Origin of the sequence: Zobellia sp. OII3 (assembly GCF_002211465.1) — a bacterium.
In the GTDB taxonomy this organism is placed as follows: domain Bacteria; phylum Bacteroidota; class Bacteroidia; order Flavobacteriales; family Flavobacteriaceae; genus Zobellia; species Zobellia galactanivorans.
The window spans coordinates 89,019-102,491 of the sequence record NZ_MWRZ01000009.1 but is presented as its reverse complement, the minus strand read 5'-3'; the positions used below and the strand labels follow the sequence as shown (position 1 = coordinate 102,491).

12 protein-coding genes are annotated in these 13,473 nt (G+C 44.7%); 11 read left to right on the top strand and 1 reads right to left on the bottom strand.

From position 1 onward, the window contains the following. The first annotated feature begins 9 nt into the window (after positions 1 to 9). The 11 genes from B4Q04_RS18815 (at position 10) to B4Q04_RS18765 (ending at position 12,454) form a co-directional block, all read left to right on the top strand. Entirely contained in the window at positions 10 to 969 is a 960-nt protein-coding gene (locus B4Q04_RS18815; RefSeq protein ID WP_088697716.1) for a stage II sporulation protein M, read from the top strand. Continuing rightward, positions 966 to 1,838, top strand: a complete 873-nt coding sequence (locus B4Q04_RS18810) for a hypothetical protein (RefSeq protein WP_088697715.1) — start codon at positions 966 to 968, stop codon at positions 1,836 to 1,838. The genes B4Q04_RS18815 and B4Q04_RS18810 overlap by 4 nt, the downstream gene beginning before the upstream one ends. A 2-nt stretch (positions 1,839 to 1,840) precedes the next feature. Continuing rightward, complete coding sequence (locus B4Q04_RS18805) at positions 1,841 to 2,581, top strand: DUF4129 domain-containing protein (protein WP_088697714.1); 741 nt, start codon at positions 1,841 to 1,843, stop codon at positions 2,579 to 2,581. Further along, positions 2,574 to 3,797, top strand: coding sequence for a DUF4350 domain-containing protein (locus B4Q04_RS18800; RefSeq protein ID WP_088697713.1), 1,224 nt, complete (start codon positions 2,574 to 2,576; stop codon positions 3,795 to 3,797). The genes B4Q04_RS18805 and B4Q04_RS18800 overlap by 8 nt, the downstream gene beginning before the upstream one ends. Beyond that, positions 3,775 to 4,773, top strand: coding sequence for an AAA family ATPase (locus B4Q04_RS18795; RefSeq protein WP_013991926.1), 999 nt, complete (start codon positions 3,775 to 3,777; stop codon positions 4,771 to 4,773). The genes B4Q04_RS18800 and B4Q04_RS18795 overlap by 23 nt, the downstream gene beginning before the upstream one ends. 2 nt (positions 4,774 to 4,775) lie before the next feature. Further along, positions 4,776 to 6,107: a DUF58 domain-containing protein gene (locus B4Q04_RS18790; protein WP_088697712.1), complete on the top strand. Its 1,332-nt coding sequence runs from the start codon at positions 4,776 to 4,778 to the stop codon at positions 6,105 to 6,107. Between the two features lie 292 nt (positions 6,108 to 6,399). Further along, a complete protein-coding gene (locus tag B4Q04_RS18785) occupies positions 6,400 to 6,933 on the top strand; it encodes a hypothetical protein (protein ID WP_013991929.1) in 534 nt (177 codons plus the stop codon). Positions 6,934 to 7,077: 144 nt separating this feature from the next. Further along, positions 7,078 to 8,097: a DUF3500 domain-containing protein gene (locus B4Q04_RS18780; protein WP_013991930.1), complete on the top strand. Its 1,020-nt coding sequence runs from the start codon at positions 7,078 to 7,080 to the stop codon at positions 8,095 to 8,097. Positions 8,098 to 8,122: 25 nt separating this feature from the next. Then, positions 8,123 to 8,638, top strand: a complete 516-nt coding sequence (locus B4Q04_RS18775) for a DinB family protein (RefSeq protein ID WP_013991931.1) — start codon at positions 8,123 to 8,125, stop codon at positions 8,636 to 8,638. 102 nt (positions 8,639 to 8,740) lie between these two features. After that, positions 8,741 to 8,965, top strand: a complete 225-nt coding sequence (locus B4Q04_RS18770) for a putative signal transducing protein (RefSeq protein ID WP_088697711.1) — start codon at positions 8,741 to 8,743, stop codon at positions 8,963 to 8,965. A 78-nt stretch (positions 8,966 to 9,043) separates the two neighbouring features. After that, positions 9,044 to 12,454 carry a HEAT repeat domain-containing protein gene (locus B4Q04_RS18765; protein WP_088697710.1) on the top strand — a complete coding sequence of 1,137 codons (3,411 nt, stop codon included), beginning with the start codon at positions 9,044 to 9,046 and terminating at the stop codon, positions 12,452 to 12,454. Between the two features lie 69 nt (positions 12,455 to 12,523). On the opposite strand, the gene B4Q04_RS18760 is transcribed toward B4Q04_RS18765, so the two are convergent. After that, the gene (locus B4Q04_RS18760) at positions 12,524 to 13,465 is read right to left on the bottom strand and encodes an NAD(P)H-dependent flavin oxidoreductase (protein WP_088697709.1); all 942 of its coding nucleotides are present in this window, start codon (positions 13,463 to 13,465) and stop codon (positions 12,524 to 12,526) included. Between the last annotated feature and the right edge of the window lie 8 nt (positions 13,466 to 13,473).

Here is a 13,473-nt window from a genome sequence, read left to right as displayed (position 1 = left end):
CAAACGTTAATGCGCGAGGCCGCCTTTGTAAAACAAAATAAAGACAAATGGGCTACTTTTGAAAGTACCCTGACCAACAAAACGAAGTTGACGCCCGATAAATTGTCCGATCTTTATATAGAGATCACCGACCACCTCAGCTACGCCAAAACTTTTTATCCGGGAAGCAACACAGAGCTCTATTTAAACAATCTGGCCTCCCAGGCCCATCAAAAGATTTACAAGACCAAACGCGAACCCAAAAATCGAATACTCGAATTCTGGAAAACGGAATTTCCGAAAATGTTCTTCTACCACCAAAGGGAGTTACGCATTTCTTTTTTGGTGTTTCTGTTCTTTAGTATGGTCGGAGCCTTTTCCGCGGCCAACGAAGGTACTTTTGTAAGATCGATATTAGGCGATGCCTATGTAAACATGACGCTCGAAAATATTGAAAAGGGCGACCCTATGGCGGTCTACAAGCAAATGGGCGAATTCAACATGTTCTTGGGCATCACCATCAACAATATACGCGTGGCCCTTATGGCCTTTGCCTACGGTATTATGCTAGGAATAGGCACCTTGTATATTATGATGCATAATGGTATTATGCTAGGCAGCTTTCAGTACTTTTTTTACGAAAAAGGATTGTTATGGGAATCGGTACGTACCATTTGGATTCACGGCACCATAGAAATATCGGTCATCATCATTGCCGGTTGCGCCGGACTTGTATTGGCCAATGGCATTCTTTTTCCGGGGACCTACACGCGAATTGAATCGTTTAAAAGAGGGGTTCGCAACGGACTGAAAATTATGGTGAGTACAATCCCCTTCTTTATCATAGCGGGCTTTCTCGAAGGTTTTGTCACCCGACATACCGAAATGCCCGACTTTCTTGCCATTTGCATTATTTTGGCCTCTTTGGCACTAATTTTATTTTACTACGTTATATACCCTATACGACTGCATAAAAGACCAAATCCATGAAACAATACATAGAGTTCAAAAAACAACGGGAGATGGGCCAAATCTTATCCGACACCTTTGCTTTTTTGAGAAACGATTTCAAATCATTTTTCACTACTTTCTTCAAACTGGTCGGCCCCTATCTTGTGGCCATGATCATTTGCTACGGATTTTACCTGTACCAAACAGGGGATTTTATTCAGAGAAATGACGCCCTCTCCTCTTCAATGGGTGTTCCCTTTCTTTTCTTCACCGTTACGCTCGCCTTTCTCATTGCCCTGATCACTTCGTACATAATGGCACAGGCCACCACCATTTTCTATATTAAGTCATACATTAAGAACGAGGGCAATATCGATTTTGATGAAATAAAGCAAAACGTTTACGACTCGTTTTGGAAGTTTATCGGACTAGGGTTTTTAGTAGCTATCTGTGCAGGATTCGGTTTTCTTTTCTGCCTTATACCCGGTATCTACGTGTACGTGCCCCTATCTTTATCATTTTGCCTACTCGCCTTTGAAAACAAAGGAGTTTCAGACGCTTTTAGCGACAGTTTCAAACTGGTCAAGGATTACTGGTGGATCACCTTTGCCTCGCTCTTCGTGGTAGGCATTATCGTTATGGTTACCGGCTATGCCTTTGCCTTGCCCGGTACAATTTACAACTATGCCAAAATGGGAATATTATCAGGTGAAATAGACGTCGAAAATTTTGGGGTCGCCGACCCGATATCCATCGCTTTGGGCAGTATGAGTATACTTGCCCAATTTCTTTTGAATATCATATCCGTTGTGGCAGGCGTTTTGATCTATTTTGACCTGAACGAAAAAAAGAACTTTACCGGCACCTATGAACGTATAAAAAATCTCGGCCGAACCTTCGAAGAATAAATATGCCAAAAACGTTTTTCTTTTTTTGTTTTGCCCTGTGTTGTTCCATGGCCTTTGTCACACCGCAGGACTCACTGAAGATTTCGTACGACTCCGAGCCACTGAAGGTCAAAAAAATCAGTGATGCCGATTTGCTTCCTTACCAAAATGACAAGGCGTTCAATTACGAAACCTTTGAAGCCGAAGCCACTTGGTGGGACGATTTTAAAAGTTGGCTCGGTAATCTAATGCTTCGAACACTGGAGCTTATTTTCGGCGTTGGAAAAGCCTCGGGCATTCTGGCGGGACTCATACGGCTTGCTCCCTATTTACTTTTAGGCCTATTGATCTATATTCTGATACGTTTTTTTCTTAACATCAATGCAAGGGCCCTTCAAGAGGCCCAAAAAAACCAATCCCTGGTTTCGATTTCCGAAGAGGAACATATCATTAAAAACGAGAACATCCACGACCTTATACAACAGGCCCTCTCAAAAAATGATTTTCGACTGGCGGTGCGCTATTCCTACCTACACCTGCTCAAATTGATGAGCGAAAAAGAACTGATTGCCTGGGAACCCCAGAAAACCAATGACGACTACCTACGGGAAATATCAAAATCAGACCTCAAAGATCCGTTCACCCATATCACCCGTTTGTACAATTTTACATGGTATGGTGATTTCCCCATAGACGAAACAGGATACCAAAGGGCAAGGCAAACATTTTTATCCATAGAAAAATCGGTACAAAAAAATGGATAAAAAAGGCCTTAAATACATCATTATTGCCGTTGGCACCTTGGTACTGCTGATGCTTTTCCAATACAACCGGCCTAAAGAGATAAACTGGAGCGACTCCTATGTAGCCAAGCACAAAATACCCTACGGCACCTATGTCTTGAACGATGTGATGCAAGGTCTTTTCCAAGATCGGATACAGCAGGTAAACCTATCGCCCTTTGAGTTTCTATCGACGAACAAAGAAGCTTCGGGCACCTACTTTTTCGTAAACAACTCCGTCAATTTTGGCGATACCGAACTCTTCGCCCTTTTAGATTGGACCACCCATGGGAATACCCTTTTCATTGCTTCGGAAAATTTTGAGCAGACACTTTTAGACACCCTCAACCTTAATACGGCAAGCCTTTTTAATGAGTTTGGGAATATACGTTCATATCGGCACAAACTGGTCAACCCCAATCTAAAACCAGAAAACGCATATCCCTTTAAAAAAGACGATTACGCCACCTATTTCGATGCGTACAAAAACGAAATCACAACCGTCTTAGGTACGGTTTCCAACGAGAACAATACCGAAACCCCGGGCTTCGGCAACGTCATCAAAATAGCTTATGGCAAAGGAGAAATCGTGCTCAGCACATTCCCCAAAGCCTTTACCAATTATTTTATCTTAAAGGACGACAACAAACAGTATACGGCGGGCCTACTCTCTTACCTAGACGACACCCGTACCATTTACATAGACAACCATCATAAAGCCGGAAAAGCGGTCTACACGTCTCCCATGCACGTTTTTTTGAGCACCAAGGAATTTAAATGGGCCTATTATCTCGTATTGATAGGAGTCGTCATGTACGTATTTTTTGAAGGAAAGCGCAAACAAAGGGCCATACCTATCGTCACCCCCCTCAAAAACCAAACCCTGGCCTTTACCCGCACCATCGCCGACATGTATTTTGAAAAAGGGGAACGAAAACAAATTGCACAACTTAAGATCGTCCATTTTTTAGAATACCTTCGGTCACATTTTTATCTGAATACTGCGGAAAGGACAGACGATTTCTTTAAAAACTTGGCCTCACGAAGCCACCATACCCAAGATGAGATCGCTTCGCTTTTTTCGCTTATAGATCAGGTGGAAGCCAAAGCGAACCTGACCGACACCGAATTACAACAATTGAATACGGCTATAGAAAAATTCAAAAACAAAGCACATGGAAGAAACGCACGACCCTAACGAAGAACTCCACTTCAACAACCGAATTCCGTTAGACGAACTGAAAAACGCTGTTGAACAAATAAAAAAAGAACTCTCAAAAGTCATTATCGGACAAGATAATTTTATAGAACTTTTGATCGTATCACTTTTGGTAGACGGCCACGTCCTTATAGAAGGGGTGCCCGGGATTGCCAAGACGGTTACGGCCAAACTCTTTGCCAAAACCCTGAAAACCGATTTTAGCCGGATCCAGTTTACCCCTGACCTAATGCCCAGTGACATTCTCGGCACCTCCATTTTCAATGTAAAACAGTCGGAATTCGAATACAAAAAAGGTCCTATATTTTCAAATATCGTTTTGATCGACGAAATCAACCGTGCCCCTGCCAAAACCCAAGCCGCCATGTTCGAGACCATGGAGGAAAGGCAGATTACCATGGACGGCCAGACCTATAAAATGGATCGGCCCTTTATGGTATTGGCCACCCAAAACCCCATTGAACAAGAAGGCACCTATGCCCTTCCCGAAGCACAACTAGACCGATTTCTGTTTAAAATAAAGGTAGATTATCCTTCTCTGGAAGAAGAGGTCTTGATCATTAAGAGCCACCATGAACGAAAAGGAGCCATAGCCAAAGAAACAATCAATGGTGTAGTGAGCCCCGATGAACTGAACGAATACAAAAACAAGATCCAAGAGGTTATCGTCGAGGAAAAGGTTATCAAATATATTGCGGACATTATCACCAAAACGAGAAACCACCCCCATTTATATTTAGGCGGCTCGCCTAGGGCGTCGATTGCCACTTTAAATGCGGCCAAGGCCTTTGCCGCGATCAATGGAAGGGATTTTGTAACACCAGAAGATGTCAAAAAAGCACTTGTACCCGTACTCAACCACCGGGTCATTCTAACGCCTGAACGCGAAATGGAAGGCATGACCACCGAAAGCGTGGTACAAATGATAACCGAGTCGGTGGAAATCCCGAGGTAAATATGCAGTTTTTAAGATCGCTCTACATACATAACGTTTTCTTTCGGTATATCGCCCTACTTGCCGCCTGCTTTATCATGAGCTATTGGCTTCCCGTACTTTACCCCATTGCCTGGCTTTTGACCATGCTATTGGCGGCCCTACTGCTCTTTGACCTGTACCTGCTCTACTCCGTCCCCAAAGCTATCCGGGGCCTGCGGACACTTCCCAAAAAGCTATCGAACAGCGACGAAAACCCCATCACCATACAATTTGAAAACCTCTACCCTTTCACCTCCTACCTATCTATCATAGACGAGCTTCCGATACAGTTCCAAAAACGTGATTTTGAATACCGAACACAATTAAAAAAAGGCGAAAAACGAGAACACCGATACACTGTACGCCCCGTTGAACGCGGCGAATATGTGTTCGGCCACCTGAACATCTATGCTTCTTCCCCACTTAGGATCATCAAACGAAGATTCGTATTTCAAAATGATCAAATGGTGCCGGTCTATCCCAGCATCATTCAGATGCAGCAGTACGATTTCTTGGCCATGAACAACCGCCTCACGGAAGTGGGACTCAAAAAGATACGTCGGATCGGGCACACCCAAGAATTTGAGCAAATCAAGGAATACGTTCCAGGTGACGATTACAGGACCGTAAACTGGAAGGCCACCGCCAAAAACAACCAGTTGATGGTCAATCAATACCAAGATGAACGCTCACAACCTATCTATTCCGTTATTGACACCGGACGTGTCATGAAAATGCCCTTTAACGGCCTAAAACTCTTAGATTATGCCATCAACTCCGCTTTGGCCTTTTCAAATGTTGCCCTAAAACGAAACGACAAAACGGGCATGATCACTTTTTCAAAGAAAATAGAATCCTTTGTTCCGGCAATTCAGAAAATTACCCACCTCAACACTATACTTGAAAAGCTTTACCACATCAATACCGAATTTACCGATGCCGATTACGGCATGCTGTATGCCCATATAAAACGCAATGTCAACCAACGCAGTTTACTGCTCTTGTACACCAACTTTGAACACATATCCGCCCTGAAAAGGCAACTTCCCTTTTTAGTGGCCATTGCCAAAAAACACCTTCTTGTGGTCATATTTTTTGAGAACACCGAACTGGAAGAACTCATATCAAAAGAGGCAGAAGACCTTCAGGGCATCTACCATAAAACCATTGCCGAAAAATTCTCGCTCGAAAAACGACTGATGCAAAAAGAACTTCAAAAATACGGAATACAGACTATTCTTACGCGACCTGAAAAGCTTACCGTCAACACTATTAACACCTATTTAGAGATCAAGGCACGCGGACTTCTATAAAACTTAAGGTTTTCAATTAAATTGATTTTACAAATAAATTTTTCATAAGATTTCAACAGTTTATCCCCAAAAATTCTGTTGATAACTTTTTGGAGGAAAAACAGCAATTTGTCAACCCTTATTCTGCTTATATATCATCGACAAAATGCACACCTAATAACCTTAGTTTATACCTCTAGACGAAATACCACGGCAAAAATTATGGTATTATTCTGTAAATTGCCCCCCCCCCACGGTATGCGGAATACCACAGAGAAAAACTATACGACGAACCAAACCTACTAGAACAGGAATGAAAGAAACACTTCCACGATTTGCGAAATCATCAAAGAACATCGTAAATTTTTCAGATAAAAAACCAAAGTATAGGTTTCGTCTTGTCGATTTCAAAAACAAAGATTACAAAACCGATCTTTTATTATGTCAGACCCAATGCAATTTAGAAATCCTACCTAAAGGGGTTATGATAGTAGGGAATTTTGATGGCAACGACAACATCATCCCCTTGCTGAAAGACGAAATACGCTCAATTAGCTTGATCAGAGGAAAGGAAACCATTGATACATTCTGCTTATCGCCCATGCATATTTTACTCAAATTGGGCATCCCTAGTAGCATCTCGCGCTATTTTAAAGTATACCCATCGGAACACAAGATTACGGAGACCCAGGTCGTCATCAAATGTGATGAATACCAACTAAAGCTGATAACCAGCGGTAACGACTACGGTAAGCTACTCCGAATTTTCAAAAAGGCGGGATATACAGACGAATTAAACCTTGTTCAAAAACCGACATTAAGTCTTTTGAACTACAATCTTTATTAGTTTTCTACTATTTTAACAGCTTTTCAATATTGGCTTTCTTCACAAAAAGCACACTATAGCAAGTTTTAGGTCGAGTCTGTCCGCCAATTCAATTGAGTTCCCTAAATTTAGGGGATACCAGCACCTTTTAGCCAGACAAAAACCATGACCGTCAAACAAAACCTAGTATCGCTGCTTGCCCTGGTTGCTTTTCAAATAGGACAAGCCCAAGAACTACATACGCTAGCGGAAACCTTTCTTCTTTCATTGACCGATGAACTACGCCAAGAAGCCCAGTTCAAACTAAGCGATGACGAACGTTTCAATTTCAATTATATACCCCTAGAAAGAAAAGGCCCCACCTTCAAAGACTTTGACCCGGTTCAAAAAGAGGCCGCCCTGGCCTTGTTAAAAACATCGCTAAGTAAGGAAGGCTTACGTAAAACCTCTGAGATCATGGCCCTTGAAGACGTTTTGGCCGTCATCGAAAAGAAGCAACTCACTATGCCCGATGGATCCCCGATGCGGGATGCCCTTAACTACCATTTTTGCATTTTCGGAAACCCCACAGCCAAGGACTTTTGGGGCTGGCGTTTTGAAGGACATCACCTATCGTTGAACTTTGTAGCTTCCAAAGGAACCATCCTGTCGGCCACACCTTCCTTTATGGGCTCCAATCCGGGCATCGTGCCGCACGGAAAATCCAAGGGAAAACAAGTGCTTCAAAAGGAGACCGAAATGGGGTTTTCATTTGTTCACTCCTTATCAGAACAACAACTTGCCCAAGCCCTGTTTTCCGAAAAGGCACCCTACGAAATAATCACCGGTAACCAAAGAACCGTATCTCAACCAGAGCCTAGCGGAATTTCGTTCACCGATTTATCCAAAGCGCAAAAAAACCTCTTCCTAAACCTATTGGACCTCTATTTGGGCAACTACGAAGCCAAGTTTTCAAAATCGCTAAAGTCCAAAATTGAAGAGGCCGGCATCAACACGCTTTCCTTTAGCTGGGCCGGAAGCCTAAAACCCGGAAAAGGACACTATTACCGTATTTACGGACCAACCATACTTATAGAATACGACAATACCCAAAACAATGCCAACCATGTGCACACCGTAGTCCGCGACCTGACCAATGATTTCGGCCAAGATATTTTAAAACGGCACTACGAGCACAGCCATTAAACCTCGGATCCTAAATTTTGAGAAGATGCAAAACCCAAAACCTGAAGTCTGGCTTCGCGGCCCTATTCCGGAAATACCCGCACTACTACAACCCGCGGCACACGCCCTGTTACAATCTTGCGAGGAAATAGAACGCTACCTGATCGATTTCCCACAAGACAAATTATGGACCAAAGTTGCCGGTCGCGCTTCGGTAGGTTTTCATTTGCAGCACATTACCGGTGTACTCGACCGTATGATGAGCTATGCCCGGGCCGAAAGCTTATCGGAAGAGCAGTTTAGCTATCTCTCCAAAGAAGGCCAAGCCGACGAAGGACGTACTGTCACACAACTGGTTTCCGCTTTTCAGGAGAAGACCCAAGAGGCCCTATCTTTGTTTAAGACCTTAGACGAGGATACCTTAAGGGAAGTGCGTTCGGTAGGAAGAAAAAAGCTTCCTTCAACGACCCTAGGCCTGTTATTTCACGCCGCCGAACACAGCCAACGCCATGTCGGTCAGTTACTGGTAACAAAAAGCGTCCTTATTCCCCCTAAACACTAGACTCCTGCTTTTATCATGTTTCATATGACTAAAAATTAACGTTTTAAGGGGGGTCAAATTTGGAATAACACCATAACTTCATATTGTTATAAAAACAATGCTATGAACACGAATGATGTTAAAATCTACTCCGGAAACCGTTTTACGGCACAATTAATTGAAGGAAAATTGAATGAAGTCGGTATAGTGCCGATCATCAAGGACGAATCGAAATCCGCCCGTTTGGCAGGGTTCGCGGCCAATATGGATGGCGCGCTAGAGCTCTACGTCCGCGAAGACGAAAAAGAACAGGCCATGCGTATTGCCAAGGCCGTATCGGCTGAGTAAAAAAACGGGGCAACATTGCTTTCTGTATTCATTATTCCCTATTTTTATCGGCTCCATACCAATGAATACATAACAACAATGACAATCAACACCAAACTCCCCCAATTCGTCGCGTTCGCGCTTCTTTTCACCTTATTCTGTTCCTGCGAATCCACACCGAAAAAACCAAAGGAAACGCCCTTGGTAATCGTTGAAGATTCACTTACCGAAGTAAGCCGGGCAAAACAGATCAGGGAAAGTATTAACCCCCAAATAGCAGAGGGACTCGAATTGAGCCTATGGGCTTCCGATTCTCTCGCTCCCGACCCCATTGCCATGCAAATTGACGATGAGGGCAGAGTTTACCTCACCCGTACCAATCGACAAAAAAACTCGGAATTCGATATCCGGGGACACCAAGATTGGATGACCGCTTCAATTTCATTGCAGTCGGTAGAGGATCGTCGCAAGTTTTTACACGAAACCTTCGCCCCTGAAAAAAGTGAGGAGAACGAATGGTTTCCAGACCTTAACGAAGATGGCAGCCATGACTGGAAAGATCTTGCTGTTGAAAAAGACGAAGTATGGATGCTGGAAGACAGCAACAATAACGGTATCGCCGATAGGTCTACCCGAATATTGGAAGATTTTAACGAGGAGATTACCGATGTTGCCGGAGCACTTTTAGTACGCGACAACGATGTCTTTGTAGGAGTAGGGCCCGATATGTGGCGCTTGACCGATACGAACGACGATTTGATCCTTGACGAAAAAACCTCCCTTGCCCACGGTTTCGCCGTTCATATAGGTTTTGCCGCCCATGGTATGTCAGGGGCCATTGAAGGCCCCGACGGCAAGATTTACTGGGGCATAGGTGATATTGGCGCCAACCTTACCACTGCCGACGGCCAAAAGTTCAAATACCCGAACCAAGGTGTTATTGTACGCTGCAACCCTGACGGAAGTAATTTTGAGGTATTCGCCAGGGGATTGAGAAACACCCACGAATTTGTATTCGATGCCTACGGAAATATTATCTCCTCCGATAACGATGGCGACCACGCCGGTGAAAGCGAACGCCTTGTACACCTCGTGGAAGGTTCCGATTCGGGATGGCGCTCCAACTGGCAATACGGCAAGTATACCGACCCCAAGAACAACGGATATAAGGTTTGGATGGACGAAAAGCTATTCACTCCCCGCTGGGAAGGACAAGCGGCATACATTGTTCCCCCTATACAGAATTTCCACAACGGACCTACGGGTATGACCTATAACCCAGGTACCGCCCTAGGTAAAGATTGGCTGAACAAGTTCTTTTTGGTCGAATTTGTGGGCAACCCGGATCGTTCCAATATCTGGGCCTTTGACCTAAAACCCAAAGGAGCCAGTTTTGAACTCAATACCGATAAAAGTATCTTGAGCGGCGTTCTACCTACAGGAGTCCAGTTTGGCCCCGATGGCGCCATGTACCTTGCGGACTGGATTACCGGATGGGGCACCAAAAATTATGGCCGGGTCTGGAAGCTCGATGTGAACGCTTCTAAAAACGACCTTGAAAAAGAACGTCAGGAGACCAAGCGCCTTATGACCCTCGACTACGAAGTCCAATCAATCGAAGAACTGGTCAAATTGCTTTCATACGGCGATATGCGCATCAGGAAAAAAGCCCAATTTCAATTGGCAAAGAACGGCGCAAAAGGATATAAGGCACTGAAACAGGTCGCTGCCGAAAGCCCCAATCAATTTGCCCGGATCCACGCAATTTGGGGCATTGGCCAAATGGCCGATACAAAAGCCGCCGAAGCCGAGCCCCTAGTCAACCTTTTATCCGATAAGGACCCTGAAATCATTGCCCAAGCCGCAAAAATTTTAGGTGATGTACGATATACGGGAGCTACTTCAAAATTAATCGGACTATTAAAGCATACCAACCCTAGGGTACAGTTCTTTGCCGCCCAAGCTTTGGGAAGAACAAAGGCCGACGCTGCCGTACAACCCTTGCTTGACCTTATTGTAACGAATAACGATGAAGATGTTTATTTGAGACATGCGGCCGTTCTGGCCCTATCCCGAATCGGAAAAACCGAATCCATCATCCCTTTGGCGCATAACCCGAACCGAAGCCTTAGAATTGCCGCCGTTCTCGTTTTACGCCGGCTCCAAGACCCCGCGGTCGCCCAATTCTTGAACGATGAGGACGAATACATTGTAACGGAAGCTGCGAGGGCCATTAACGACGACTGGTCTATTGAAGCGGCGCTTCCCGCCCTTGCGAATATGCTTGCCGTAGAAAAGTTCAATTCAGAACCCTTAATGCGTAGGGCAATCAATGCCGCCCTTCGTGTTGGTGGTGAAAAGGAATTGGAAAACCTTATCGCCTTCGCCAAAGACAAGAATAGGTCGAACGTTTTAAGAGGTGAAGCCTTGGCTACGATTGGCACATGGGCAGAACCTTCGGTCCTTGACCGCGTAGACGGTCGCTTTCGAGGCGAAATCAAGAGAGACCCGAACAGCGTAAAGCAAAAGATAGAAAAAGACATTCCCGATTTTCTTGAAGATAGCGATACCGAAATACTTATCGGCATTACCAATACTTTGGCAAACCTAGGAATCGACACCCATAACGACGCCCTTTTCGCTATCATGAAAAAGGACAAATCACCAAAGGTCAGGTCTGAAATCTTAAAGGCCTTGGGCACATTGAACTACGAGAAAATTGAAACCGCCATGCAATACGGCATGAAAGATGACGATAAAAATGTTCGCACCACGGCCATAAGCCTGATGACTAAAATGGATATCTCAAAAGGGAACTTACCGAACATCATCAATCCCATTTTCAAAAAGGGGTCTGTTCGCGAACAGCAGCAGCTATTGAGTGTTTTAGGAGAACTTCCCATCGAGAAGAGTGGTGATGTTTTAAAAGGATTGATACAAGAAGCCAGGGCTGACCGCCTTAAACAAAGTGTTATTCTCGACCTTATCGAGGCCGTTGAAGCCACTGGAAGCGAAACTTTAATCGCGGAACTAACACCACTCAAGGAAAACGGCAACACTATTGACGCCTTTAAAGAAACCTTGGTCGGCGGCAATTATAGGGATGGCCGGAACGTATTCAACAAAAACCCTACCGCACAATGTACCCGATGTCACGCTATTGGCAGTGCCGGTGGCGACGTAGGGCCTTCCCTTGAAAACATAGGAAACATTCTAAGCAGGGAGCAAATCTTAGAAGCACTTATTGAACCAAGTGCACGATTGGCCCCAGGATACGGTAGCGTTTCCCTGACCTTAAAAGACGGACAAAAAATTAGCGGCATTCTCGAAGCCGAAACCGATGAGGAAATTACTTTGAGAACATCGGAAGCCGAACCTTTGGACATCCCTATATCACGTATAGCCAAACGTGAAAACATGCCATCGGCCATGCCGCCTATGGGCCGATTGATATCGAAAAGGGAATTGCGAAACTTGATAGAGTACCTTGCCAATCTCAAACAAGGTTAAAGACCAACAAAAAAATCCCTCCGATTCTGGAGGGATTTTTTTTGTTCTTATTTTTCGATACGGTTTTTATTAAAGGAAAGACACCCCCTGTTTGGCCTTTTCAAATTCCGACATCAAGTCACTTACAATGCGGGCCGCCGGTTTAATATCGTGAATAAGCGAAGCCACTTGGCCTATCTCGAGCTCCCCTTCTTCCAAATCACCTTCAAAGATGCCCCTTTTGGCACGCGCCCTTCCCAGGAGTTCCCTTAGATCTTCCTTTGTAGCCCCATTGGCGTAAGCCTGCTCTACATCTTTATAAAACTTGTTCTTTATAAGCCGTACCGGGGCCAATTCCTTCAAGGTAAGCTGGGTATCGCCCTCGCCGGCCTCCACTACTTTTTGCTTGAACAACAAATGGGATGAAGCTTCATCACTGGCAACAAACCTACTCCCTACTTGTACCCCATCGGCACCCAAGACCATAGTAGCGAGCATGCCGGCACCCGTAGCTATTCCACCGGCGGCAATGATAGGGATGTCTATTTTTTCCTTTACCGCCGGAATCAAGGTCAAGGTAGTCGTCTCATCGCGACCATTATGCCCCCCGGCCTCAAAACCTTCGGCCACAATAGCGTCTACACCGGCTTCTTGGGCCTTTAGGGCGAACTTTAGGCTACTGACCACATGAACTACCGTAATTCCTTTTTCTTTTAAGTAGGATGTCCATGTTTTCGGGTTTCCGGCCGAAGTAAAAACAATTTTCACCCCAAGTTCAACGATAATATCCATCAATCGCCCCAAATCAGGATAGAGCATCGGTACATTGATACCAAAAGGCTTATCGCTTGCCTTTTGACATTTTTCTATATGATCCCTTAATACTTCCGGATACATGCTACCGGCACCGATCAAGCCCAATCCACCGGCATTGGAAACGGCAGAAGCCAATCGCCAGCCGCTAGTCCATATCATTCCCGCCTGAACGATCGGGTATTTAATTCCGAAGAGTTCCGTAATTCTATTTTGCATCGATATAG

What these genes read in the sequence shown, in the direction of transcription:
- B4Q04_RS18770 (WP_088697711.1), top strand. Translation starts at nt 8,741, where the DNA reads ATGAACACGAATGATGTTAAAATCTACTCCGGAAACCGTTTTACGGCA.
- B4Q04_RS18780 (WP_013991930.1), top strand. Translation starts at nt 7,078, where the DNA reads ATGACCGTCAAACAAAACCTAGTATCGCTGCTTGCCCTGGTTGCTTTT.
- B4Q04_RS18785 (WP_013991929.1), top strand. Translation starts at nt 6,400, where the DNA reads ATGAAAGAAACACTTCCACGATTTGCGAAATCATCAAAGAACATCGTA.
- B4Q04_RS18810 (WP_088697715.1), top strand. Translation starts at nt 966, where the DNA reads ATGAAACAATACATAGAGTTCAAAAAACAACGGGAGATGGGCCAAATC.
- B4Q04_RS18800 (WP_088697713.1), top strand. Translation starts at nt 2,574, where the DNA reads ATGGATAAAAAAGGCCTTAAATACATCATTATTGCCGTTGGCACCTTG.
- B4Q04_RS18790 (WP_088697712.1), top strand. Translation starts at nt 4,776, where the DNA reads ATGCAGTTTTTAAGATCGCTCTACATACATAACGTTTTCTTTCGGTAT.
- B4Q04_RS18765 (WP_088697710.1), top strand. Translation starts at nt 9,044, where the DNA reads ATGACAATCAACACCAAACTCCCCCAATTCGTCGCGTTCGCGCTTCTT.
- B4Q04_RS18815 (WP_088697716.1), top strand. Translation starts at nt 10, where the DNA reads ATGCGCGAGGCCGCCTTTGTAAAACAAAATAAAGACAAATGGGCTACT.
- B4Q04_RS18805 (WP_088697714.1), top strand. Translation starts at nt 1,841, where the DNA reads ATGCCAAAAACGTTTTTCTTTTTTTGTTTTGCCCTGTGTTGTTCCATG.
- B4Q04_RS18760 (WP_088697709.1), bottom strand. Translation starts at nt 13,465, where the DNA reads ATGCAAAATAGAATTACGGAACTCTTCGGAATTAAATACCCGATCGTT.
- B4Q04_RS18795 (WP_013991926.1), top strand. Translation starts at nt 3,775, where the DNA reads ATGGAAGAAACGCACGACCCTAACGAAGAACTCCACTTCAACAACCGA.
- B4Q04_RS18775 (WP_013991931.1), top strand. Translation starts at nt 8,123, where the DNA reads ATGCAAAACCCAAAACCTGAAGTCTGGCTTCGCGGCCCTATTCCGGAA.